Consider the following 21,347-nt stretch of genomic DNA (forward strand, 5'->3'; position numbering starts at 1 on the left):
CATTATGGAACCCATTCATGCCGCGATCATCGGCGCTGGCGCTATTCACGGTTGTCATGCAGAGCCGATACGCCAGCATCCGCAAGCCCGGCTGTACGCACTTGTTGATACGGATGTCGACAAGGGCCGGGCGTTGGCAGAAAAGTATCATTGCCGCTTTTACGCCGACTACCGCGACCTGCTGGCCGATGCGAAGGTCGATGTGGTGCACATCTGTACACCCCATCACCTGCACCGGGAGATGATCATCGCCGCACTGGCGGCGGACAAACACGTCTTTAGTGAAAAGCCTGTCGTCATGAATGGGAGTGAACTGGCGCAGATCCAGGCTGCCGTCGAGCGTGCCGATACGCAGCTTGCGGTCTGCTACCAGAATCGCCTAAACCCCACCAGCCAGCGCATCCGCCAGATTATTCAGGATCGAACGCTTGGCAACATGTTGAGCATCAAAGCGAACCTCACCTGGCATCGCCACGGCGCGTACTATAACGACAGCCCATGGCGTGGCCGCTGGGCCACGGAAGGCGGCAGCCTGTTAATTAATCAGGCGATTCATACGCTGGATTTGATGCAGTGGTTTGCTGGCGGCGTGCGGCGCATTAAGGGCGTGGTGGAAACGAGCCTGCTTGAATCGCTTATCGAAACCGAAGATTCAGCGATGGCAACGATGGCGTTTAACAACGGCGCGCGCGGCATTTTCTACGCCACCAACTGCTACACCACCGATTCCCCGCTGGCGCTGGAGATCCATTTTGAGCGCGGTTTTCTCCAGTTGGAACGCAATACACTCTGGCAGGTCATTGATGAACAACGCACGGCACTCATTAACGATGAACTGCCGCACGGCAACATTAAACGCTACTGGGGCGATAGCCACCGCCAGGCCATCAACGATTTCTACGCGGCACTCCTCGACCCTACGCAGTACGGTGGGGCCGATATTCACGATGCGGCGGTCTCGCTGCAAATGGTCAACGCCCTTTATCAATCCTCGGCGCAGCGCCGCTGGATAGACCTTCCCCGTTAAGCAAAATTCGCCCACTGGCGAATTTACACTCTTTTACGCTATACTAGCTGCGAATTCGCCGGTCCAGTGCCTTCGGGCCGGTTTTTAGTGTATTCCACACGACGTTCAACTTCCCTTCCGAGGATCTGGCCTTAACGGTCGGATAAGATATGTTAAACAGTATTTTAGTAATACTTTGCCTGATTGCCGTCAGCGCCTTTTTCTCGATATCTGAGATCTCGCTGGCTGCCTCCCGTAAAATCAAACTCAAGCTGCTGGCCGATGAAGGCAATGTGAATGCGCAACGCATCCTGAAAATGCAGGAAAATCCCGGTATGTTCTTCACCGTGGTGCAAATTGGCCTTAACGCGGTCGCCATTCTCGGCGGTATCGTGGGCGATGCGGCATTCTCACCGGCGTTCCACAGCCTGTTTTTAAATTACATGTCTCCTGAGCTCGCCGAGCAGCTGAGCTTTATTCTCTCCTTCTCGCTGGTGACCGGCCTGTTTATTCTGTTCGCCGACCTGACGCCGAAGCGCATCGGTATGATTTCGCCAGAAGCCGTGGCTTTGCGCATCATCAACCCGATGCGCTTCTGTCTTCTGGTCTTCCGTCCGCTGGTCTGGTTCTTCAACGGCCTCGCTAACGTCATCTTCCGTATCTTTAAACTGCCGATGGTGCGTAAAGATGACATCACCTCTGATGACATTTATGCCGTGGTGGAAGCAGGCGCGCTGGCGGGCGTGCTGCGTAAACAGGAACACGAACTGATTGAAAACGTGTTTGAGCTGGAATCACGTACTGTGCCCTCTTCCATGACGTCGCGCGAGAACGTGATTTGGTTTGACCTGCATGAAGATGAGCAGAGCCTGAAAAACAAAGTGGCCGAGCATCCGCACTCTAAGTTCCTGGTGTGTAACGAAGATATCGACCACATCATTGGTTATGTCGATTCGAAAGATCTGCTGAACCGCGTGCTGGCAAACCAGAGTATGGCGCTGAACAGCGGCGTGCAGATCCGCAATACCCTGATTGTGCCGGACACGCTTACCCTTTCTGAAGCGCTGGAAAGCTTTAAAACGGCGGGTGAAGACTTCGCGGTTATCATGAACGAATACGCGCTGGTGGTGGGTATCATCACTCTGAACGACGTGATGACCACCCTGATGGGCGACCTGGTCGGCCAGGGTCTGGAAGAGCAGATCGTGGCGCGCGATGAAAACTCATGGCTCATCGACGGCGGCACGCCGATTGACGACGTGATGCGCGTGCTGGATATCGACGACTTCCCGCAGTCTGGCAACTACGAAACCATCGGCGGCTTCATGATGTTTATGCTGCGTAAAATCCCGAAACGCACCGATGCGGTGAAGTTCTCCGGCTACAAGTTCGAGGTGGTGGATATTGATAACTACCGCATCGACCAGTTGCTGGTCACGCGAATCGATAATAAGCCGACGGTGTTAGTGCCAAAACAGGCTGAAATCGAAGAGAAAGGTACAGCGGCTTAAACACGTCTCTGAAAACATCAACGGCTCCCATTGGGAGCCGTTTGCTTTTCTGCCGCTAGCTGCCGTTATGCCATCTCGGTTTGCAGACGCATAACGTGGCGGTTGACCTCGGACATCACAGAATAGTGCTGCTTGTCCTTAATCTTGGGGAGCAAAATTTTCCCCTTATCAAACTCAAAAGCACCAACGTCCTTGATGTACAACCGTCCACGGAACAGGATTTTTACGTACTTTGCCACCTGAAGCGGGTTGTAGCGTTGGAAAATTTTCATTCTTATCTCCTGCGAGTATAACGCCCTTGTTGATTCCAAATTTGGTTCAACGCTCCGGGGCGCAATGTTAAATACCCGTTAACTATAGTCCATAACCACAGAGCTACCCTAGTATAGGGAGCTTTATTTACCTTTTTATTACAATAATTGAGAATTTTCTTTTCAGCTATACGATGAATACAGTATAAGCCTTCGATTTACTGCGGTTATGTGCGTTCCCCCACAAAGTGGCACTAACCTTGCGGGAAAAACATATCAATAGCACTTATGCTTAAAAGCATCGGCCAAGTGGTCGGATCACCTGCATAAAAAGAAGGACACACCATGACCTTACGTTCTCTGTTGGCCATTTCATGCCTGTTAATGCCGTTGATGGCGTCCGCTCACGCGTTTAAAGAGGGGGAACGCGTACCTGCGGTAGGCGTTGCCGATCGCGGTGAATTGATGCTCGACAATGATAAGTTTAGCTACAAAAACTGGAATAGCGCGCAGCTTCCTGGAAAAGTGCGAGTGGTGCAACATATTGCCGGGCGCACCTCTGCCAAAGAGAAGAATGCCGGGCTAATAGAAGCCATTAAAGCGGCGAAATTACCCCATGATCGTTATCAAACCACCACCATTGTTAATACCGACGATGCCATTCCGGGCACTGGCATGTTTGTGCGTAACAGTCTGGAGAGCAATAAAAAGCTCTTCCCATGGTCGCAGATTGTGGTCGACAGCAACGGCGTGGTGAAGAAAGCCTGGCAACTGGAAGAAGAGAGTTCAGCCATTGCGGTACTGGATAAAGATGGCCGCGTGCAGTGGGCGAAAGATGGGGCCTTAACCCAGGACGAAGTGCAGCAGGTGGTGACCCTGCTGCATAAATTACTTAAAAAATAGCGACGCGGAAGCCGGGGTTGAGGAAGGATTCACGTGGCGTGTAGTCAAGGGTTTTCCCCTGCCAGTCGTGAACCCGCGCCCCGGCGGCAACGGCCACCGCGTGCCCTGCTGCGGTATCCCAGACACAGGTCGGCCCAAAGCGTGGGTAAAGCTGTGCCTGCCCTTCCGCCACCAGGCAGAACTTGAGCGAGGAGCCGATAGAGGTGGTCTGATGCTCACCCAGTTGTTGTAAATATTCCACGAGTTCCGGATCGTTACTGTGTGAGCGGCTGATCACTACCAGCGGCGGGCGGGCATCGCGGGCGTGAATTTGCTTACGTACGCCGCATTCGTCTTTCCACGCTTTGCCTTCCGCTGCGCTGTACATCACCTGCGTGACCGGCGCGTACACCACGCCCAGCACCGGTTTACCGTGCTCAATCAGGGCAATATTGACGGTGAATTCACCGTTGCGCTTAATAAATTCTTTGGTGCCATCCAGTGGATCCACCAGCCAGTAACGCTGCCAGTGCTGACGCACATCCCAGCCCGGAGGATCCTCTTCCGACAGAATCGGAATGTCAGGCGCCAACGCCTGTAAGCCGTTAACAATCACATGGTGCGCTGCGATATCCGCTGCCGTGACGGGAGAATCGTCTTTCTTGCTGGCAACGTCCATCGGTAGCGCTCCATCATAAACCTGCATAATGGCATCGCCCGCATTCCGTGCAAGCTGACATACTTGTTCTAACATTCTCCACCTCGTTAAAATTACAGTGGTGTTAACTCGTTGTTTTATTTATATCGCATCGTCACGCATTGCGCCATGCCCATCGGCGCCGCCGGGTCAGGATATCTGTGAAGCGTTGCCGGTTTCCGCTCATCCTTTTCTGGCATGATTCACATTCTCGTAAGCAATAGAATGTACATACATTTTCTTATGTGCCCTGGATCTGAAAAGGACGCCTCCCGATGATTAAGTTTAGCGCAACGCTCCTGGCCACGCTGATTGCCGCCAGCGTCAATGCCGCCACGGTCGATCTCCGCATTATGGAAACTACTGATTTGCACAGCAATATGATGGATTTCGACTATTACAAAGATTCTGCGACAGAGAAATTCGGACTGGTCCGCACGGCCAGCCTGATCAACGCCGCCCGCGCGGAAGCAGTAAATAGCGTGCTGGTTGATAACGGCGATGTCATTCAGGGTAGCCCAATGGGTGATTATGCGGCAGCAAAAGGCTTAAAAACCGGGGATATCCATCCGGTTTATAAGGCGATGAACACGCTCGATTACGTGGTGGGAAACCTGGGGAACCATGAGTTTAACTATGGGCTGGACTTCCTGCATAAGGCCATCGCCGGTGCAAAATTTCCGTACATTAACGCCAATATCATTGATGTTAAGAGCAAGAAGCCGCTTTTTACTCCCTATTTGATAAAAGAAATCACGGTGAAAGATAACGACGGCGCAACACATACGCTGCGTATCGGCTATATCGGTTTTGTCCCGCCGCAAATCATGACCTGGGATAAAGCCAACCTTGACGGCAAAGTGACGGTTAACGACATCACTGAAACCGCCCGCCGCTATGTGCCGGAGATGCGTAAAAACGGCGCGGATGTGGTGGTAGTAATTGCTCACTCCGGGCTTTCAGCCGACCCGTATCAGGCGATGGCCGAGAACTCCGTTTACTACCTGAGTGAAGTGCCGGGCGTCGATGCGATTATGTTTGGCCACGCGCACGCCGTTTTCCCGGGGAAAGATTTTGCGGATATCAAAGGCGTCGACCTTGATAAAGGGACGCTGAACGGTGTGCCTGCGGTGATGCCGGGGATGTGGGGCGACCATCTGGGCGTGGTCGATCTGGTGCTGAATAACGACAGCGGCAAATGGCAGGTGACGTCGTCGAAAGCGGAAGCACGCCCGATTTACGATACCGCGGCCAAAAAATCGCTGGCGGCGGAAGACCGCAAGCTGGTTGAAATCTTAAAAACGGATCACGACGCCACACGCGAGTTTGTCAGCAAGCCTATCGGAAAATCGTCCGACAATATGTACAGTTTCCTGTCGCTGGTACAGGACGACCCGACCGTGCAGGTCGTCAATATGGCGCAGAAAGCCTACGTCGAGCACTACATTCAGGGTGACCCGGACCTGGCAAAACTGCCGGTGCTTTCCGCCGCCGCGCCGTTTAAAGCCGGTGGACGTAAGAACGACCCGGCGAGCTATGTCGAGGTCGAGAAAGGTCAACTGACATTCCGTAACGCCGCCGATCTGTATCTCTATCCGAACACATTGGTCGTGGTGAAAGCCAGCGGTAAAGAGGTTAAGGAGTGGCTGGAGTGTTCCGCCGGACAGTTTAACCAGATTGACCCAACCAGCACGAAACCGCAGTCGCTCATCAACTGGGATGGCTTCCGCACCTATAACTTTGACGTTATTGACGGCGTGACGTATCAAATTGATGTCAGCCAACCGGCACGCTACGACGGCGAATGTCAGACGGTGAACCCAAAAGCGGAACGCGTGAAAGATCTGAAATTTAACGGGAAGCCGATCGACCCGAACGCAACGTTCCTGGTGGCGACCAATAACTATCGTGCCTACGGCGGGAAGTTCGCGGGCACGGGCGACGGACATATCGCGTTTGCCTCGCCGGACGAGAACCGCTCCGTACTGGCCAGTTGGATAAGTGCCGAATCGAAACGCGCGGGTGCCATTCACCCGGCAGCGGATAACAACTGGCGCTTAGCGCCGATTGCCAGCAAGGCCGCGCTGGATATTCGCTTTGAAACCTCGCCATCTGAGAAAGCAGCGGCGTTTATTAAAGAGAAGGCACAGTACCCGATGAAACAGGTGGCGACCGATGATATCGGGTTTGCGGTTTATCAGGTGGATTTGAGGAAGTAATGCCCCTCACCCTAACCCTCTCCCACAGGGAGAGGGAACCGATAGTGCGGTATTAACGTTCTGCGCCAGTTTTCTCCCTCTCCCTGTGGGAGAGGGCCGGGGAGAGGGGCATCAGCCCACACGCTCATCCCGCCCAGCCAGCACCTCTGGCAAATTCAGTTCAATCCAGTCGGCCAGCGCGGCGACCTTCTCGCTTACCTGCTCGCCCAGCGGCGTGAGGCTATACTCCACATGCGGCGGTACCACAGGATAAGAAACACGGTTGAGAAAACCATCCTGCTCCAGCGCCTGTAACGACTGGGCGAGCATCTTTTCACTCACCCCGCCCATTTTGCGGCGCAAATCACTGAAGCGATGCGTACCTTCGCGCAGTGCGACCAGAATCAATACGCCCCAGCGGCTGGTGACATGTTTCAACACATCACGCGACGGGCACTGCTCAGCGAAGAGATTTCCCTCTTTAAGCTGCTGCGACAGGCTCACCTGACTCATTTCATACTTACCTTTTTGTGCGTACTTACTAAAAGTAAGTTTAGGTGTTAGCGTAATCAAACACAAGACAAACAGATGGAGACTCCCCATGATCGCAATTACCGGCGCTACCGGCCAACTGGGCCACCATGTTATCGAATCCTTACTGAAAACCGTTCCCGCCAGCACTATTGTGGCGATTGTGCGTAACCCGGTAAAAGCGCAGGCGCTGACCGAACAAGGTATTAACGTTCGCCAGGGCGACTACGGCGATACGGTCGCGCTGAAGTCAGCCCTTCAGGGTGTGGAAAAACTACTACTGATCTCTTCCAGCGAAGTCGGTCAGCGTGCGACCCAGCACCGCAATGTCATAAATGCCGCTAAGGCTGCGGGCGTGAAATTTATCGCTTATACCAGCCTGCTGCACGCAGATAAATCACCGCTCGGCCTCGCCGAGGAACATGTTGCAACAGAGAAAATGCTGGCCGATTCCGGCATCGCATACACCCTGCTTCGCAACGGCTGGTACACCGAGAATTATCTCGCCAGCGCCCCGGCAGCGCTGGAACACGGTGTATTTATTGGCGCGGCGGGCGACGGCAAAATTGCGTCGGCGACACGTGCCGATTATGCAGCCGCCGCTGCGCGTGTCATTAGCGAAGCCAATCACGAAGGCAAGGTGTATGAACTGGCAGGCGACAGCGCCTGGACGCTGACGCAGTTAGCGGCAGAGTTGACCAAACAGAGCGGCAAACCGGTGACCTACCAGAACCTGAGCGAAGCCGATTTCGCTGCTGCGCTGAAAGGCGTCGGGCTGCCGGCTGGCCTGGCGGACATGTTGGCGGATTCCGATACGGGCGCATCGAAAGGTGGTCTGTTTGATGACAGCAAAACGCTGAGCAAAGTGATTGGCCGCCCGACCACCACGCTTGCTGAGAGCGTCAAAAACATCCTGTGAAGGTTACTCATGGGTTAAATTTTATAGCGTCCTTCCGGGTCATCTTCGATAATGAAGAGATGATACCGGAGGAGCCAAGCCGTGCAGGGCGTACCTGACCACTTCACAGACGAAAAAGATAGCGCCAACTTCCGGCACCTGGCACAGGTGCCGGGGGTTGAGTTGTATCACGCGCATATCTCCCGCTACGCTTTCGAACCACATACGCATGAAGCCTTCGGCATCGGTACTATTGAGCAGGGCGCGGAGCGTTTTCGCTATCGCGGCAGCCAGTATGTCGCGTCGGTGAACTCGATTGTCACCATGAACCCCGACGAACTCCATACGGGTGAGGCGGAAACTGCCGACGGCTGGCGTTATCGCATGATTTACCTCGACCCGACGCAGCTTGAAGAGATCACCGGCGTTCGTCACTGGTGGTTTAGCGATGTGTTGCGCCATGACCCGCAGCGCTCGCAGCTTATCGGCCAGCAGATATATCAGTTGTGGCATACCCGCGATCCGCTGGCCCAACAAGGCGTTCTGCTCGATCTTATTGATACCTTCCGCCCCTTCGCCCACCACGCGCCGCAGAACGCGGAAGCCAGCCATCGCTTCGACCAGGTTCGCGACTATCTGCACGATAACTACATGCACCCCGTAACGCTTGATGAGCTGGCGCATGTCGTATCCCTCAGCCCGTATCATTTTCAGCGCCAGTTTAAAGCCCATTTCCACGTCACCCCGCATCAGATGCTGATGGCAATCCGCCTGTGGCGCGCGAAAGCATTCCTCACCCACGGCATGCCTGCGGCCGAGGTGGCGGCGGCCACCGGCCTTACCGATCAGTCGCATCTCACCCGCGCCTTTACCCGTCGCTATGGGATTACCCCGGTGCGCTACCAGAAACAGGTTTCCCGGCGCTAATGCGCAATCCGGTACAATATTCCCGCCCTGCGCCCACCTACACTGTGGCGAACAGTGGTCAATGTGGATGTGAAAATGATTAGTGGTGTGCTGTATGCTCTGCTGGCGGGGTTGATGTGGGGTTTGATTTTTGTCGGGCCGTTGATCGTGCCGGAATATCCCGCGGTTTTGCAATCGACCGGGCGTTATCTGGCGCTGGGACTTATCGCCGTGCCACTGGCATGGCTCGGCCGCGCGCGGTTAAGACAGCTCAATCGGCGCGACTGGTTTACCGCACTGGCGCTAACCATGATGGGCAATCTGATTTATTACGTGTGTCTGGCAAGCGCCATTCAGCGCACTGGTGCGCCGGTGTCGACCATGATCATCGGTACCTTGCCTGTGGTTATTCCGGTTTTCGCTAATCTTCTTTATAGCCAGCGCGACGGCAAACTCGCCTGGTCAAAACTGGCTCCGGCGCTTATCTGTATTGGTATTGGTCTGGCGTGCGTGAATATCGCCGAGTTAAGCCACGGCTTGCAGGACTTTAACTGGATACGCTACGCATCGGGTATCGCGCTGGCGTTAGTCTCGGTTGTATGTTGGGCGTGGTATGCCCTGCGTAACGCGCGCTGGCTGCGGGAAAACCCGGATAAACATCCGATGATGTGGGCCACCGCACAGGCGCTGGTGACACTGCCGGTGTCGCTGCTGGGTTATGTTGCCGCCTGCGGCTGGCTGAGCACCCAGCCTGAAGGTTTTCCGCTGCCGTTTGGCCCACGTCCGCTCGTTTTTATCACACTGATGATTGCCATCGCCGTACTCTGCTCATGGGTGGGCGCGCTGTGCTGGAATATCGCCAGCCAGCGTTTACCTACAGTGATCCTTGGGCCGCTTATCGTGTTCGAGACGCTGGCCGGGTTGCTTTATACCTTCATACTTCGCCAGAATGTACCGCCGCTGCTGACCCTGAGCGGCATTGCCCTGCTGGTGCTAGGCGTGGTGATTGCGGTACGCGCGAAGCCCGTTAAGCCAGCGCTGCGGGAGCTGAGCAAAGAGGCAAAAAATATGTGATAGCGCATCTTACGAAACACCCCCAAAGGGGTATATCTTCGCCATAAAGATGCATTTAAAATGCATCTTATATTATCGATGACGAGGTAACGACCATGGCCTTTCGCGACCAACCTTTAGGTGAGCTGGCGCTCTCCATCCCACGCGCATCCGCGCTGTTTCGTAAATACGATATGGACTACTGCTGCGGCGGTAAGCAAACCCTGGCTCGCGCTGCGGCTCGCAAAGAACTCGACGTTGAAGTGATTGAATCTGAGCTGGCAAAACTGGCTGAGCAGCCGGTTGAGAAGGACTGGCGTACCGCTCCGCTGGGTGAAATCATCGATTACATTATTCCGCGCTACCACGACCGCCACCGTGAACAACTGCCGGAACTGATTTTACAGGCCACCAAAGTTGAACGCGTACACGCCGATAAACCAAACGTGCCAAAAGGGCTGGCTAAATATCTGACGATGCTGCATCAGGAGCTCTCCAGCCACATGATGAAAGAGGAGCAGATTCTTTTCCCGATGATCAAACAGGGCATGGGCAGCCAGGCGATGGGGCCCATCAGCGTAATGGAAAGCGAGCACGATGAAGCGGGTGAACTGCTGGAAGTGATTAAGCACACCACCAACAATGTCACCATTCCACCTGAAGCCTGCACCACCTGGAAAGCGATGTATAACGGCATCAATGAAATGATCGACGATCTGATGGAACACATCAGCCTCGAAAACAACGTGCTGTTCCCGCGCGCGCTGGCGGGTGAATAAAAAAGGTGCCTTAGGTTCCTCTCCCAGGAATCGGATCCGACTATGCGGGGATTGCTCCCCGCATAACGGCTATTTCTTCGTTTCGCAAGCGAGAACAGCCTTAAACTCAATACCGCGCTCCTTGACGCTCAATTCGCAGAGCGAACCTCCCATCATTAACGCCAATCCCAGCACCGTAAAACAGAGCACTATGATTGCCACAAGGGCGTATTTTGTCAGCATCGCGTTGCCTCCATGCGAAGAAGAGGCTACTATCCGATTGTTAGGGTCGGGTAGTCAGCCTCAGGTTGATAGTTAACATCTTCCTGGGGCCTCCTCTCTCCGACCTCCGCAGTAGCCTGAAGTCAGAAAGCCTCAGGCACCCGCCAGCAATCATACCCCTCGCCGCGCAAAACACTGTTTATTTATACAGCCAAATATAATTTTCGGAATACGTTTAGACGGGCATAAAAAAGGTGCCGTTAAGCACCTTTTTGACATTTTCCATCCGCTTATTTAGCGATGGCTTTCTTTCTCAGGAACATCCAGCCCAGCCCCAGAATCACGAACCACAGCGGGGTGACGATCAGCGCCTGACGGGTATCGGTTTCCAGCGTCAGCAGAACGATTACGAACGCAAAGAACGCCATGCAGACCCAGCACATTACTTTACCCAGCGGCATCTTATAGATCGATTTCTCGTGCAGATGCGGACGCTGTTTGCGGTAGACCAGGTAAGAACACAGAATAATCGTCCACACGAACATAAACAGGATCGCAGAGACGGTGGTGATCATGGTAAACGCCGCGATCACGCTTGGGTTCACATACAGCAGCACCACGCCGCCCAGCAGGCAGATACAGGAGAAGGTCAGCCCTTTCGCCGGTACCGCGCGTTTAGAGAGCTTGGCGAACGCTTTCGGCGCTACGCCGTCCTGTGCCAGGCCGAACAGCATACGGCTGGTTGAGAACACGCCACTGTTTGCGGAAGATGCCGCTGATGTCAGCACTACAAAGTTGATGATACTTGCCGCGGCCGGTAGACCGACCAGCACAAACAGTTCAACGAACGGGCTCTTCTCAGGCACCACAGAACTCCACGGGGTGACCGACATGATGATGATCAGCGCAAAGACGTAGAACATGATGATACGAATCGGAATCGAGTTGATCGCACGCGGCAGGGATTTTTCCGGATCTTTCGTTTCCGCAGCCGTTGTCCCCACCAGTTCGATCCCCACGAAGGCGAAGACCGCTATCTGGAAGCCAGCGAAGAAGCCGCTAATGCCTTTCGGGAACCAGCCACCGTCATTCCAAAGGTGTGCAAAGGAAGCTTCGGTGCCGTTTGGCGACTGGAAGTGCATCAGCACCATCACCAGGCCCACAACAATTAGCCCCACGATGGCGACGATTTTGATCATCGCAAACCAGAACTCCATCTCACCGAACATCTTCACGGTAGCGAGGTTCAGGCTCAGAAGCAGCACAACAACGGCGAGCGACGCGACCCAATCCGACAGCCCAGGGAACCAGAACTGCGCATAGGCGGTTATCGCCACAACGTCGGCCATGCCGGTGACCACCCAACAGAACCAGTAAGTCCAGCCGGTGAAATAGCCCGCCCATGGGCCAAGCAGGTCGGCGGCGAAGTCGCTGAAAGATTTATATTCGAGGTTGGATAAAAGCAGTTCGCCCATCGCACGCATCACGAAGAAGAGCATGAAGCCGATTATCATATAAACAAAAATAATCGATGGGCCGGCAAGGCTAATGGTTTTTCCGGAACCCATAAACAGCCCGGTACCAATTGCGCCACCAATTGCAATAAGCTGAATATGCCGGTTAGTAAGGTTTCGCCGCAGCGATTGTTCGGCCGGAGCCTGTTCTTCGTCGGCTGCGACTTTTATCTGATCTACCATGTGATTTTCTTCCTGTTGGTTCTGTCTGTGTTGTGCAGGCTCTTGTGGCCTTTATTTCATCTAATGAGACGATCCCATAATAGGATGACTCGATATTAGGTAAGAATCGGCGGGATGAATACTATGATTTGAATATAATGTTAATTATATGTTGAAAGTGAGTGTTATATCACTCCAACTATGGGAAACACGTCACAAAAATACACGCAATAGATGTATTTGCAAGATAAAACGCCAGCAAATGTCTAACTTAAGGATTAACCACTGATTTTAATCATCCCCTCACCATAAGGAGAGGGGATGACAGAAGCTTACAGGATTTCCAGCAGCTCGACTTCAAAGACCAGGGTACTGAACGGCGGGATGGACGCGCCAGCGCCGCGCTCGCCGTAGGCCAGGTTATGAGGGATAGTCAGTTCCCATTTGGAGCCAACCGGCATCAGGGTCAGCGCTTCGATCCAGCCTGCGATGACGCCATTAACCGGGAATTCAGCCGGTTCGCCGCGGGCAACGGAGCTGTCAAATACGGTTCCGTCGATCAGTTTACCGGTGTAATGCACGCGAACGTGATCGGTGCGCGACGGAATTGCACCTTCACCCTGAGTCAGAACACGGAACTGCAGACCCGATTCGGTGCTGTTTACGCCCTCTTTCTCACGGTTTTCTTCCAGGTATTTCACACCGTCTGCCGCCATCGCCGCAAAACGTTCTTTACGCACCGCATCAGCACGTTCGTGGATTTCACGCAGCGCACGGTGTACCGCTTCAACCGGCACGGCAGGCTGTTTGCCTTCCAGTGCGTCGGCGATGCCGGCAACCAGTGCTTCCGGCAGCAGGCCCTGCAAACCGGACTCGCTCAGCTGCTGTCCTACCTGCAGGCCGATGCCGTAGCTTGCCTGTGCTTCGATGGTGTCAAAAGTCGGGGTGGCCATTGTCTTTCCTTTCTTCGGGTATAAAGTAGCGGGCAGCATAACAGCCATGCTCTGTACGGTAAACTTTGTGTCAGGAAAGATGACAAATCGCGGGGAAAAAGAAACAATAGGCTGAGAGAATGATCTTGCCTTAGGATGTGTTGCGAAAGCGCGCTTTGCCTCGCCGTTCAGGCAGTTAGCCAGCTATACTCGTGACGAGGATAATAAAAGACGCGGAGCAGGAGGAAAACCATGCCCGGGCGATTTGAGTTGAAACCTACGCTGGTGAAGATTTGGCATGCGCCGGATAATCTTCGCATCATGGATCCGCTACCGACCATGCACCGCCGTGGCATTATTATTGCAGCGCTGGCGGTGGTCATCGGCTTTCTGCTGCCGTCCAACGACGACACTACGCCCGATCCGGTAAGCCGCACTGCGCAGCTCGATGTGCAGTCACAATCACGCCCACAGCCCGATAACGCGCCAATGCAAACGCAACTGGTGACGCCGAGCAACGATCCCGGTCTGGTTGCCCCCGTTGAACCGGAACCCATTCCTGAAGAACAGCCGCAGGAGCAAGAGCAGCCACAGGCGCAAAGCCAGCCGCAAACGCAGCCGTTCCAGGAGAATCAGGGCATCGACCAACAATGGCGATCCTATCGGGTAGAATCGGGTAAAACGCTGGCGCAACTGTTCCGCGACCATAATCTTCCGGCAACGGATGTTTACGCAATGGCACAGGTGGAGGGCGCAGGCAAGCCGCTGAGCAATCTACAAAACGGTCAGATGGTACAAATTCGCCAGAACGCCAGCGGTGTCGTAACGGGGCTAACCATTGATACCGGAAATGGACAAGTGCTGTTTACTCGCCAGCCGAACGGCAGCTTTATTCGCGCGCGGTAATTTACTCGCCCGATGATAACGGCATCATCGGGCTGACCTTATTTCTTACTGACTTTATTTACCCACCAAATCCCCGAACACACCAACACCAGCGCCACGGCGTATTTCACTTCAAGAATATTTTCGCCGAGGAAAATAGCCGAAAGCACCGTCCCCGCAACCGGAATGACAAAGTTAAACGGTGCAATCATGCTGACGCGGTTGTATTTGAGAATCACGCTCCATAGGGCGAAAGCGACGGAGGAGAGGAACACCAGATAGGCGAGAATAGCCAGCGCCGTTGTGCTCTCAATCGCCAGATGGCCGCCCGTAAGATAGCCGCCCACGACTAACGCGCCACCACCGATTGCCAGTTGCCAGCCCGTCATCACCGTCGGGTCGACCGTTTGTGAGATACGCTTACCATAGAGCGTAGCCGCCGACAGGATAAAGGCGGCCAGGACGACAAAACCATCGCCCTGCCAGACAAAGCTGAAATCCGCCAGCGAGTGGTTGAAATTCACCAGCATCACGCCGATAAAACCCAGCACGCAGCCGATGGTTTTGTTATAACTCAGGCGGTCATTCTGGTAGATAAAGTGCGCCAGCAGCACGCTAAAGAAAGTGCCCGTCGCATTCATGATTGAGCCTTTCACGCCAGTAGTAAACGCAAGTCCGATGTAGAAGAAGGCGTACTGAATCGAGGTTTGCGTGAGCCCCAACAGCGTGAGCTGACCGAACTGGCGACCGCTCAGGCGTGCGATAGGTTTACGCTGTGCCAGCGCGAAAAGCAGCAATACCAGCCCGGCAAACAGGAACCGATAGCCAGCAAAGACAATTTTCGACGGAATATCGTCAGTCGCAATGTGAAAGAGTTCATAACCGTTTTTGATGGCAGGGTAAGAACTTCCCCATAACAGGCAACATAGCGTTGCGCAGGCATATGCAACATGTTTACGGGCAAAGACAGGAGCCGGGCAGGCAGTTTCCATTCCATACACCAGAGTTAAAATAACGTTTCATTTATTATCATGGATTGTATGAGAAATAGCTACCATACCAGCATTAACGCGGGGGCGATAAAAAGCAAAACGCCGGCACAGGGCCGGCGTCTTGTCGTGGTGATGAGTAATTAATTACTCAGCAACAACGTTTACAACCAGTTTAGCGAATACTTCGCTGTGAACCTGGAAGTCAACTTCGTGCTCACCAGTGGTACGCAGAACGCCGTTCGGCAGACGAACTTCGCTCTTAGCAACAGCAACGCCAGCAGCAGAAACTGCATCAGCGATGTCGCGAGTACCGATGGAACCGAACAGTTTACCTTCGTCGCCAGATTTAGACGCGATGGTAACAGTGCCCAGTGCGTTGATTGCTTCAGCGCGTGCGTTAGCAGCAGCCAGAACGTCAGCCAGTTTAGCTTCCAGTTCAGCACGGCGTGCTTCGAAGAACTCAACGTTTTTCTTGGTAGCAGGAACAGCTTTACCCTGTGGTACCAAGAAGTTACGAGCATAGCCCGCTTTAACGTTAACCTGATCACCCAGGCTACCCAGGTTTGCTACTTTATCAAGCAGAATAACTTGCATTACCTTATCCTCTCAAAGTCGTATTAATGGACCGTGACCGATTACTGATGACGATCAGTGTACGGCAGCAGGGACAGGTAGCGAGCGCGTTTGATAGCGCGAGCCAGCTGACGCTGGTATTTTGCACGGGTACCGGTGATACGGCTTGGGACAATCTTACCGCTTTCGGTGATGTAGTTTTTCAGCGTAGCGATATCTTTATAGTCGATCTCTTGAACGCCTTCCGCGGTGAAACGGCAGAACTTGCGACGACGGAAATAACGTGCCATATGGCTAGTCTCCAGAATCTATCAATTCAATCTGCTCGGCATGCAGAACCATTTTTGTCAGGCCATTCTTTGCTTTGTGGCAAGAGATAAAACCCTGAACGGTGACTGCGCTACCGACCGTTATACTGTGAGTAATGGCCTGGTTTTCGTGTCCGCTAATAATAACGGGCATTTGGCACCACGCCTGCCGGTGAAAGCCGGCTTCCTCTTGCACAGAACGATGCTCAAGCACGAACTGGCAGTGAGGAATTCCTGATGGACTGACCTTTCGAAGGGGAGCCCTGCACACGGTGCCGGACAGCGCCAGACGGTTGGTCATCAGAAATTACTCTTCAGAATCCCCAGCTTCAGCATCATCTGCGGTTTCGTTTGCGAAATCATCGCGACGTTCACGACGCTCGTCTTTCGCTTTAACCATCGGAGATGCTTCGGTAACAGCGTGTTTGGTACGCATAACCATGCTGCGGATAACGGCATCGTTGAAGCGGAAGTTAGTTTCCAGCTCATCGATCGCTTCCTGCGGCGCTTCAACGTTCAGCAGAACGTAGTGAGCTTTGTGCAGTTTGTTGATCGGATAAGCCAGCTGACGGCGGCCCCAGTCTTCCAGACGGTGGATCGTACCTTCTGCTGCAGTGATTGCACCAGTGTAGCGCTCGATCATGCCCGGAACCTGTTCGCTCTGGTCAGGATGGACCATAAAAACGATTTCGTAATGACGCATCGAATTGCTCCTTACGGATTATTCAGCCTCCTGTCTGGGTCAGCCGCGGCCCATGGAGGCAAGGAACGTGTTAAAGGGCGGCTGAAAAATTGACGCGTCATAATACTTGTACGGCCTGTGAAACTCAAGGTGATTGCACAAATAATTCGCACAAAGCGTAAAGCGGGTCTAAGGCGATGATTTAGAATCAAACAGCATCAGACACGCTGCTTTTTTGAACAACCCCATCAAAAATGGTCACGATTTGCACGACGAGAAACGATTACACTTTAATCAGAGAATAACCGTTTTGAGAGGAGCAAAGTTTCCGTAACGTCAGTGCTGAAGTGGAGCGTACAGGATGAAAAACATCACCATTGCCATTCTCGCGGCGCTGTTTCTAAGTGCGAACGTCTCCGCCGCCATCAAAATCGACGCCCGCCAGGCTCGCAATATGGACGATGTGCAGAGCTTAGGGGTCATTTATATCAACCATAATCTCGCGACGGTCAGCGAGGCCGAGCTCGCGCTGAATGAAGAGAGCGACGCTCAGGGCGCGACATATTTCCGCCCGATATTAATGCATGAGCCGGGGAGTAATGGCGTGATACATGCCAGTGCCGATATTTATCGTTAAGCACCAGTGATATGCCAGAAAATGCAGTTGTCCGGTTTGTCCGAACAACTGCATTTTACATTTTACGGTAACGCAACCTCTGGGTCAGGCTCATGCGTTATGCGATTACGTAAATCACGTCTTATCAGCTCAATGACCCAAAACCAAAAAACATGCCCCAATATTTCAGAAACATACTCATCGATTGGTAGTTCCGTTAACGGTGGCGTCAGATTTAATACTGGGCAAAATATCCCATGCACGGCAACCGTCACGATTAACCCGGCAAGGACGCCCTGCCAGAGCTTCACTTTTGGGAAGCACTCTGCAACAACGCAATATCCAATCGCAAAAACAAGCGAAAAAATAATGTGCGTTACCATCACAGGATTAATCACATGTTCAGAGAAGGTATAGACTGTTTGAGTAGGATCAATGCCCATATAATCTCGTAAGAATATATAAGGCGGATTAAATTCATCCCGACCGCCAGAAAAAGTACGCGGTGGCAAAGGGACTTCTGCCCCCCACTTCACAAAGGCCGACATGATACCTGCGGCAAATCCAACAAAGGTCGCCACACCATAGCGACGACGATCAGGATCGGTTCTCACAAAAAGTCCTTTAAGCGCCATAGAAACCCCGCAATATTCCATATACAAAGACGAATAAGGGTCTGTCTTTTATCCCTGGCAGGCCGCTTTATTACTAAAAAAAAGGCCCCGTCGCCTGACCGATGACATCCCTGAGGAGACTCAACGACGGGGCGCTTAGTTACTTCTGCCCGTAATAGGCGTTGGGGCCATGTTTCCGCATGAAGTGTTTGTTCATAAGGTAGCCGTCGATGGGATTCAACTGCGGGTTAATACCGCGCGCAATCCACGCCATCTTCGCCACTTCTTCCATCACCACCGCGTTATGCACCGCGTCGTGAGCGTCTTTACCCCAGGCGAATGGCCCGTGCTGGTACACCACAATCCCCGGCGTATGCAGCGGCTCGGCGTCACCCAGCGTTTCGATAATCACTTTGCCGGTGTTCAGTTCATACTCACCCTGCACTTCTTCTTCGCTTAATCCACGCGTACACGGGATATCGCCAAAGAAGTAGTCGGCGTGCGTGGTGCCTAGCGCCGGAATTGCCAGCCCCGCCTGCGCCCATGCGGTAGCATGCGTGGAGTGGGTATGAACAATGCCGCCAAGCGACGGGTAACGACGGTAGAGTTCGAGATGCGTCGCGGTGTCGGAAGACGGACGATACTGACCGTCTACGACCTTGCCGCTCATATCGACCACCACCATATCGGCCGCTTGCATGGTTTCGTAGGCGACGCCGCTGGGCTTGATCACCACCAGCCCGCGTTCACGGTCGATGGCGCTGACGTTGCCCCAGGTAAAGGTCACCAGCCCGTAACGCGGCAGATCCATGTTGGCTTCAAAAACTTGCTGTTTGAGCTTTTGCATTATGCCGCCTCCACCATGCCCGCTTTCGCCATGCGCGCTTTCACCCAATCACGCGCTTTCGCCACTTCCGCCGCCGGGTCTTCCGCCGTTTCGCTCCACATCTCAATCAGGTAAGGCCCGCAATAACCACTCTGTTTGAGCGTTTCGAAGCAACGTTCGAAATCCACTACGCCTTCACCAAACGGCACGTTTTTGAAGACACCCGGTTTGGTGTCTTTCACATGCACCGCGACGATGTGCCCGATTCCGGCCTGCAATTCCATCTGTACGTCGTTATCCCACGCCGACAGGTTGCCAATGTCCGGATAAAGCTGGAACCACGGATTGTTGAGATAGTGCGCGTAGCCCAGCGCCTTGCTGATGGAGTTCATCAACGGATAATCCATGATCTCCATCGCCAGCGTCACCTGCGCGCGGCTCGCCATCTCAACGCTCTCTTTCAGGCCATCACGAAAACGACGACGCGTTTCGTTATTGGCTTCCTGGTAGTAAACGTCGTAGCCCGCCAGTTGGATCACGCGAATGCCGACATCCTGGGCAAACTGGATAGCTTTACGCATAATCTCCACCCCCTGCGCCCGCACCGCGTCATCTTCGCTGCCCAGCGGGAAACGACGATGGGCAGAAAGACACATAGACGGCACGCGCACGCCGGTTTCAACAATTGCATTCACCAGCGCCAGACGCTGCTCGCGGCTCCAGTCGAGGCGCGACAGACGCTCGTCAGTTTCATCGACTGACATCTCGACAAAGTCGAAGCCCAACGTTTTTGCCAGTTGCAGGCGTTCCAGCCAGCACTCCCCGGCGGGGAGCGCTTTTTCATAGATGCCAAGCGGGATTTGTTTGGACAACATATCCGCTCCTTAGCCCCACAGTTGGGCGATGGAACGTTTGAACTGACGCGCGGCTTCAACCGGAGAGGCGGCATCACGGATGCTACGGCCAGCGATAAAGACATGAATGGGAATGCCTTTGAACAGTGGCAGATCTTCCAGCGCCAGGCCACCGGTGACGGTTACTTTGAAGCCCATGTCGGAAAGGCGTTTGATCGCGGTAATATCCGCTTCGCCCCACGCCACGCCTGCGGCCTGCGCGTCACGGCTGCGGTGATAAACCACCTGCCCAATGCCTGCGTCACGCCACTGCTGCGCCTGTTCCCAGGTCCAGTAGCCAGTCAGTTCGATCTGCACGTCGCCGTTAAACTCTTTCGCCACGTCCAGCGCACCTTTGGCGGTGTTGATATCCGCACAGCAAATCACGGTCACCCAGTCAGCGTTAGCTTCGAAGCACATACGAGAAAGAATTTTTCCCGCATCGGCGATTTTGGCGTCAGCCAGCACGATTTTGTGCGGATAAAGCGCTTTCAGGTCACGAACCGCACGTACACCTTCGCCCACACACAGAATGGTGCCCACTTCGATAATGTCGACTTCTTCGGCAATCAGGCGAGTGGTTTCGTAGGCGCTGTCCATAGTCTGGTTGTCCAGCGCGACTTGCAACATGGGTAATGACATCTTCAATTCCTTCTTAAGCAGCCGCGTTGGTGCGGTCAATGAGATCCAGTACTTCCTGCTCGGTACGGCAGGCGCGTAAACGGTCGAAATTCTCTTCATCTTCAAACAGGTTGACGATTTGCATGATGCCCACTTCCTGGTGAGTGTTGGCATCGACCGCCGCCATGGTGATGAGGATATCCACCGGGTCGTTATCTTCGTGGTTGAACTCCAGCGGCTTTTTCAGCGTCACCAGCGCAAAGCCGGTTTTCTTAACGCCCTCTTCCGGACGCCCGTGCGGCATTGCCAGGCCTGGCGCGAGCACAAAGTACGGGCCGTGCTGTTCAACCGCATCCAGAATCGCCTGGTAGTAACGCGGCTCGACAACATCCGCCGCCACCAGCAGATCAACGCCGATTTTCACCGCGTCCTGCCAGGTTTCAGCTTCGGCCTGAAGACGGATAGATTTATTTTCCGCCAGCGAATCACGTAATTTCATGGCGCGTCCTTACTTCACGTCCTGCGGGAAATGTTCTTTGATCACTTCCAGCAATTTCGGGCCAAAGTCAGCCGGAGAGAGCATGTTGCGCACGCCAACCACATATTTGTTGCCAGTGACGGAGATCTCGCCCGCAATGTGCGTTGATGCGATGATGATATCCGCGCCGTTCAGTTCACTTTTGTACTCGCCAACCGCGCAGCTATTTACCGTGTGGTCGATGTTCGACTGGGTTAAAAACTGGTCCACTTTCATCTTCATGATCATGGAACTACCTTGTCCGTTGCCACACACAGCCAGAATACGTACGGTCATAA

Annotated in this window: 27 protein-coding genes; 10 read left to right on the plus strand and 17 right to left on the minus strand. The window is 53.7% G+C overall.

Annotation, left to right across the window (positions count from 1 at the left end; translation table 11 throughout):
- Nucleotides 1-4: 4 nt before the first annotated feature.
- Together DBY68_RS11340 and DBY68_RS11345 are read left to right on the plus strand one after the other, a co-directional pair.
- Complete coding sequence (locus DBY68_RS11340) at nucleotides 5-1,027, plus strand: Gfo/Idh/MocA family oxidoreductase (RefSeq protein WP_108476155.1); 1,023 nt, start codon at nucleotides 5-7, stop codon at nucleotides 1,025-1,027.
- 149 nt (nucleotides 1,028-1,176) lie between these two features.
- The gene (locus tag DBY68_RS11345; protein ID WP_108476154.1) at nucleotides 1,177-2,517 is read left to right on the plus strand and encodes a hemolysin family protein; all 1,341 of its coding nucleotides are present in this window, start codon (nucleotides 1,177-1,179) and stop codon (nucleotides 2,515-2,517) included.
- A gap of 65 nt (nucleotides 2,518-2,582) precedes the next feature.
- Here the strand turns inward: DBY68_RS11345 and DBY68_RS11350 are convergent, their stop codons facing one another.
- Entirely contained in the window at nucleotides 2,583-2,789 is a 207-nt protein-coding gene (locus DBY68_RS11350) for a DUF1107 domain-containing protein (RefSeq protein WP_015966176.1), read from the minus strand.
- 324 nt (nucleotides 2,790-3,113) lie between these two features.
- Here DBY68_RS11350 and DBY68_RS11355 point away from each other — a divergent pair, with 324 nt between their 5' ends.
- Nucleotides 3,114-3,671, plus strand: coding sequence for a YtfJ family protein (locus DBY68_RS11355; RefSeq protein WP_108476153.1), 558 nt, complete (start codon nucleotides 3,114-3,116; stop codon nucleotides 3,669-3,671).
- Here DBY68_RS11355 and cysQ read toward each other — a convergent pair.
- Nucleotides 3,661-4,404 (minus strand): 3'(2'),5'-bisphosphate nucleotidase CysQ, encoded by a 744-nt coding sequence (gene cysQ, locus DBY68_RS11360; RefSeq protein WP_108476152.1) that lies wholly within the window; start codon nucleotides 4,402-4,404, stop codon nucleotides 3,661-3,663. The two genes, DBY68_RS11355 and cysQ, sit on opposite strands and share 11 nt — an antisense overlap.
- A 218-nt stretch (nucleotides 4,405-4,622) precedes the next feature.
- On the opposite strand from cysQ, the gene DBY68_RS11365 reads away from it, so the two are divergent.
- Nucleotides 4,623-6,566 carry a bifunctional 2',3'-cyclic-nucleotide 2'-phosphodiesterase/3'-nucleotidase gene (locus DBY68_RS11365; RefSeq protein WP_108476151.1) on the plus strand — a complete coding sequence of 648 codons (1,944 nt, stop codon included), beginning with the start codon at nucleotides 4,623-4,625 and terminating at the stop codon, nucleotides 6,564-6,566.
- A 111-nt stretch (nucleotides 6,567-6,677) separates the two neighbouring features.
- Here DBY68_RS11365 and DBY68_RS11370 read toward each other — a convergent pair whose 3' ends face one another.
- Nucleotides 6,678-7,058: a helix-turn-helix domain-containing protein gene (locus DBY68_RS11370; protein WP_108476150.1), complete on the minus strand. Its 381-nt coding sequence runs from the start codon at nucleotides 7,056-7,058 to the stop codon at nucleotides 6,678-6,680.
- Nucleotides 7,059-7,146: 88 nt separating this feature from the next.
- Here DBY68_RS11370 and DBY68_RS11375 point away from each other — a divergent pair, with 88 nt between their 5' ends.
- From DBY68_RS11375 to ytfE, 4 genes are all read left to right on the plus strand, one after another.
- Complete coding sequence (locus DBY68_RS11375) at nucleotides 7,147-7,995, plus strand: SDR family oxidoreductase (RefSeq protein ID WP_108476149.1); 849 nt, start codon at nucleotides 7,147-7,149, stop codon at nucleotides 7,993-7,995.
- An 81-nt stretch (nucleotides 7,996-8,076) separates the two neighbouring features.
- The gene (locus tag DBY68_RS11380) at nucleotides 8,077-8,901 is read left to right on the plus strand and encodes an AraC family transcriptional regulator (protein ID WP_108476148.1); all 825 of its coding nucleotides are present in this window, start codon (nucleotides 8,077-8,079) and stop codon (nucleotides 8,899-8,901) included.
- 75 nt (nucleotides 8,902-8,976) lie between these two features.
- Nucleotides 8,977-9,954, plus strand: coding sequence for a DMT family transporter (locus DBY68_RS11385; RefSeq protein ID WP_108476147.1), 978 nt, complete (start codon nucleotides 8,977-8,979; stop codon nucleotides 9,952-9,954).
- Nucleotides 9,955-10,049: 95 nt separating this feature from the next.
- Nucleotides 10,050-10,712: an iron-sulfur cluster repair protein YtfE gene (gene ytfE, locus DBY68_RS11390; RefSeq protein ID WP_108476146.1), complete on the plus strand. Its 663-nt coding sequence runs from the start codon at nucleotides 10,050-10,052 to the stop codon at nucleotides 10,710-10,712.
- Nucleotides 10,713-10,781: 69 nt separating this feature from the next.
- Here the strand turns inward: ytfE and DBY68_RS22910 are convergent, their stop codons facing one another.
- The 3 genes from DBY68_RS22910 to fklB all read right to left on the minus strand — a co-directional run bounded on the left by DBY68_RS22910 (nucleotide 10,782) and on the right by fklB (nucleotide 13,542).
- Entirely contained in the window at nucleotides 10,782-10,934 is a 153-nt protein-coding gene (locus tag DBY68_RS22910) for a Hok/Gef family protein (RefSeq protein WP_108476145.1), read from the minus strand.
- Between the two features lie 269 nt (nucleotides 10,935-11,203).
- A complete protein-coding gene (cycA, locus tag DBY68_RS11405; RefSeq protein WP_108476144.1) occupies nucleotides 11,204-12,610 on the minus strand; it encodes a D-serine/D-alanine/glycine transporter in 1,407 nt (468 codons plus the stop codon).
- A gap of 311 nt (nucleotides 12,611-12,921) precedes the next feature.
- A complete protein-coding gene (gene fklB / locus DBY68_RS11410) occupies nucleotides 12,922-13,542 on the minus strand; it encodes an FKBP-type peptidyl-prolyl cis-trans isomerase (protein WP_199538664.1) in 621 nt (206 codons plus the stop codon).
- Between the two features lie 231 nt (nucleotides 13,543-13,773).
- On the opposite strand from fklB, the gene DBY68_RS11415 reads away from it, so the two are divergent.
- A complete protein-coding gene (locus tag DBY68_RS11415; RefSeq protein ID WP_108476142.1) occupies nucleotides 13,774-14,427 on the plus strand; it encodes a LysM-like peptidoglycan-binding domain-containing protein in 654 nt (217 codons plus the stop codon).
- A 38-nt stretch (nucleotides 14,428-14,465) separates the two neighbouring features.
- On the opposite strand, the gene DBY68_RS11420 is transcribed toward DBY68_RS11415, so the two are convergent.
- The 5 genes from DBY68_RS11420 to rpsF form a co-directional block, all read right to left on the minus strand.
- Nucleotides 14,466-15,398, minus strand: a complete 933-nt coding sequence (locus tag DBY68_RS11420; protein ID WP_108476141.1) for a DMT family transporter — start codon at nucleotides 15,396-15,398, stop codon at nucleotides 14,466-14,468.
- Between the two features lie 144 nt (nucleotides 15,399-15,542).
- Nucleotides 15,543-15,992, minus strand: a complete 450-nt coding sequence (gene rplI / locus DBY68_RS11425; RefSeq protein ID WP_015368607.1) for a 50S ribosomal protein L9 — start codon at nucleotides 15,990-15,992, stop codon at nucleotides 15,543-15,545.
- Between the two features lie 41 nt (nucleotides 15,993-16,033).
- Nucleotides 16,034-16,261 (minus strand): 30S ribosomal protein S18, encoded by a 228-nt coding sequence (rpsR, locus tag DBY68_RS11430; RefSeq protein ID WP_000135199.1) that lies wholly within the window; start codon nucleotides 16,259-16,261, stop codon nucleotides 16,034-16,036.
- 4 nt (nucleotides 16,262-16,265) lie between these two features.
- Nucleotides 16,266-16,580, minus strand: coding sequence for a primosomal replication protein N (gene priB / locus DBY68_RS11435; protein ID WP_015966189.1), 315 nt, complete (start codon nucleotides 16,578-16,580; stop codon nucleotides 16,266-16,268).
- Nucleotides 16,581-16,586: 6 nt separating this feature from the next.
- Nucleotides 16,587-16,982 (minus strand): 30S ribosomal protein S6, encoded by a 396-nt coding sequence (gene rpsF / locus DBY68_RS11440; RefSeq protein ID WP_015966190.1) that lies wholly within the window; start codon nucleotides 16,980-16,982, stop codon nucleotides 16,587-16,589.
- A gap of 340 nt (nucleotides 16,983-17,322) precedes the next feature.
- Here rpsF and yjfY point away from each other — a divergent pair, with 340 nt between their 5' ends.
- Complete coding sequence (gene yjfY, locus DBY68_RS11445) at nucleotides 17,323-17,598, plus strand: DUF1471 family protein YjfY (RefSeq protein WP_108476140.1); 276 nt, start codon at nucleotides 17,323-17,325, stop codon at nucleotides 17,596-17,598.
- A 62-nt stretch (nucleotides 17,599-17,660) separates the two neighbouring features.
- Here the strand turns inward: yjfY and DBY68_RS11450 are convergent, their stop codons facing one another.
- The 6 genes from DBY68_RS11450 to ulaB form a co-directional block, all read right to left on the minus strand.
- Nucleotides 17,661-18,212: a DUF1440 domain-containing protein gene (locus tag DBY68_RS11450; protein ID WP_108476225.1), complete on the minus strand. Its 552-nt coding sequence runs from the start codon at nucleotides 18,210-18,212 to the stop codon at nucleotides 17,661-17,663.
- A 139-nt stretch (nucleotides 18,213-18,351) separates the two neighbouring features.
- Nucleotides 18,352-19,038 carry an L-ribulose-5-phosphate 4-epimerase UlaF gene (gene ulaF / locus DBY68_RS11455; RefSeq protein ID WP_108476139.1) on the minus strand — a complete coding sequence of 229 codons (687 nt, stop codon included), beginning with the start codon at nucleotides 19,036-19,038 and terminating at the stop codon, nucleotides 18,352-18,354.
- A complete protein-coding gene (gene ulaE / locus DBY68_RS11460; RefSeq protein ID WP_108476138.1) occupies nucleotides 19,038-19,892 on the minus strand; it encodes an L-ribulose-5-phosphate 3-epimerase UlaE in 855 nt (284 codons plus the stop codon). The genes ulaF and ulaE overlap by 1 nt, the downstream gene beginning before the upstream one ends.
- A gap of 9 nt (nucleotides 19,893-19,901) precedes the next feature.
- A complete protein-coding gene (ulaD, locus tag DBY68_RS11465) occupies nucleotides 19,902-20,552 on the minus strand; it encodes a 3-keto-L-gulonate-6-phosphate decarboxylase UlaD (RefSeq protein ID WP_108476137.1) in 651 nt (216 codons plus the stop codon).
- Between the two features lie 13 nt (nucleotides 20,553-20,565).
- Nucleotides 20,566-21,030 (minus strand): PTS ascorbate transporter subunit IIA, encoded by a 465-nt coding sequence (gene ulaC / locus DBY68_RS11470; protein WP_000776505.1) that lies wholly within the window; start codon nucleotides 21,028-21,030, stop codon nucleotides 20,566-20,568.
- Nucleotides 21,031-21,039: 9 nt separating this feature from the next.
- Nucleotides 21,040-21,345 carry a PTS ascorbate transporter subunit IIB gene (ulaB, locus tag DBY68_RS11475; protein ID WP_108476136.1) on the minus strand — a complete coding sequence of 102 codons (306 nt, stop codon included), beginning with the start codon at nucleotides 21,343-21,345 and terminating at the stop codon, nucleotides 21,040-21,042.
- Between the last annotated feature and the right edge of the window lie 2 nt (nucleotides 21,346-21,347).

Origin of the sequence: Pseudocitrobacter sp. RIT415 (assembly GCF_003057695.2) — a bacterium.
Classification (GTDB): Bacteria; Pseudomonadota; Gammaproteobacteria; order Enterobacterales; family Enterobacteriaceae; genus Pseudocitrobacter; species Pseudocitrobacter faecalis.

Excerpts from the sequence above, each read along its gene's own strand:
- DBY68_RS11385 (WP_108476147.1), top strand. The coding sequence starts at position 8,977 with ATGATTAGTGGTGTGCTGTATGCTCTGCTGGCGGGGTTGATGTGGGGT.
- DBY68_RS22910 (WP_108476145.1), bottom strand. The coding sequence starts at position 10,934 with ATGCTGACAAAATACGCCCTTGTGGCAATCATAGTGCTCTGTTTTACG.
- DBY68_RS11370 (WP_108476150.1), bottom strand. The coding sequence starts at position 7,058 with ATGAGTCAGGTGAGCCTGTCGCAGCAGCTTAAAGAGGGAAATCTCTTC.
- ulaC (WP_000776505.1), bottom strand. The coding sequence starts at position 21,030 with ATGAAATTACGTGATTCGCTGGCGGAAAATAAATCTATCCGTCTTCAG.
- rplI (WP_015368607.1), bottom strand. The coding sequence starts at position 15,992 with ATGCAAGTTATTCTGCTTGATAAAGTAGCAAACCTGGGTAGCCTGGGT.
- DBY68_RS11355 (WP_108476153.1), top strand. The coding sequence starts at position 3,114 with ATGACCTTACGTTCTCTGTTGGCCATTTCATGCCTGTTAATGCCGTTG.
- DBY68_RS11375 (WP_108476149.1), top strand. The coding sequence starts at position 7,147 with ATGATCGCAATTACCGGCGCTACCGGCCAACTGGGCCACCATGTTATC.
- rpsR (WP_000135199.1), bottom strand. The coding sequence starts at position 16,261 with ATGGCACGTTATTTCCGTCGTCGCAAGTTCTGCCGTTTCACCGCGGAA.
- fklB (WP_199538664.1), bottom strand. The coding sequence starts at position 13,542 with ATGGCCACCCCGACTTTTGACACCATCGAAGCACAGGCAAGCTACGGC.
- cycA (WP_108476144.1), bottom strand. The coding sequence starts at position 12,610 with ATGGTAGATCAGATAAAAGTCGCAGCCGACGAAGAACAGGCTCCGGCC.
- ulaB (WP_108476136.1), bottom strand. The coding sequence starts at position 21,345 with ATGACCGTACGTATTCTGGCTGTGTGTGGCAACGGACAAGGTAGTTCC.
- priB (WP_015966189.1), bottom strand. The coding sequence starts at position 16,580 with ATGACCAACCGTCTGGCGCTGTCCGGCACCGTGTGCAGGGCTCCCCTT.
- DBY68_RS11450 (WP_108476225.1), bottom strand. The coding sequence starts at position 18,212 with ATGGCGCTTAAAGGACTTTTTGTGAGAACCGATCCTGATCGTCGTCGC.
- cysQ (WP_108476152.1), bottom strand. The coding sequence starts at position 4,404 with ATGTTAGAACAAGTATGTCAGCTTGCACGGAATGCGGGCGATGCCATT.
- DBY68_RS11415 (WP_108476142.1), top strand. The coding sequence starts at position 13,774 with ATGCCCGGGCGATTTGAGTTGAAACCTACGCTGGTGAAGATTTGGCAT.
- rpsF (WP_015966190.1), bottom strand. The coding sequence starts at position 16,982 with ATGCGTCATTACGAAATCGTTTTTATGGTCCATCCTGACCAGAGCGAA.
- DBY68_RS11365 (WP_108476151.1), top strand. The coding sequence starts at position 4,623 with ATGATTAAGTTTAGCGCAACGCTCCTGGCCACGCTGATTGCCGCCAGC.
- DBY68_RS11350 (WP_015966176.1), bottom strand. The coding sequence starts at position 2,789 with ATGAAAATTTTCCAACGCTACAACCCGCTTCAGGTGGCAAAGTACGTA.
- yjfY (WP_108476140.1), top strand. The coding sequence starts at position 17,323 with ATGAAAAACATCACCATTGCCATTCTCGCGGCGCTGTTTCTAAGTGCG.
- ytfE (WP_108476146.1), top strand. The coding sequence starts at position 10,050 with ATGGCCTTTCGCGACCAACCTTTAGGTGAGCTGGCGCTCTCCATCCCA.
- ulaE (WP_108476138.1), bottom strand. The coding sequence starts at position 19,892 with ATGTTGTCCAAACAAATCCCGCTTGGCATCTATGAAAAAGCGCTCCCC.
- ulaD (WP_108476137.1), bottom strand. The coding sequence starts at position 20,552 with ATGTCATTACCCATGTTGCAAGTCGCGCTGGACAACCAGACTATGGAC.
- DBY68_RS11345 (WP_108476154.1), top strand. The coding sequence starts at position 1,177 with ATGTTAAACAGTATTTTAGTAATACTTTGCCTGATTGCCGTCAGCGCC.
- DBY68_RS11340 (WP_108476155.1), top strand. The coding sequence starts at position 5 with ATGGAACCCATTCATGCCGCGATCATCGGCGCTGGCGCTATTCACGGT.
- DBY68_RS11420 (WP_108476141.1), bottom strand. The coding sequence starts at position 15,398 with ATGGAAACTGCCTGCCCGGCTCCTGTCTTTGCCCGTAAACATGTTGCA.
- ulaF (WP_108476139.1), bottom strand. The coding sequence starts at position 19,038 with ATGCAAAAGCTCAAACAGCAAGTTTTTGAAGCCAACATGGATCTGCCG.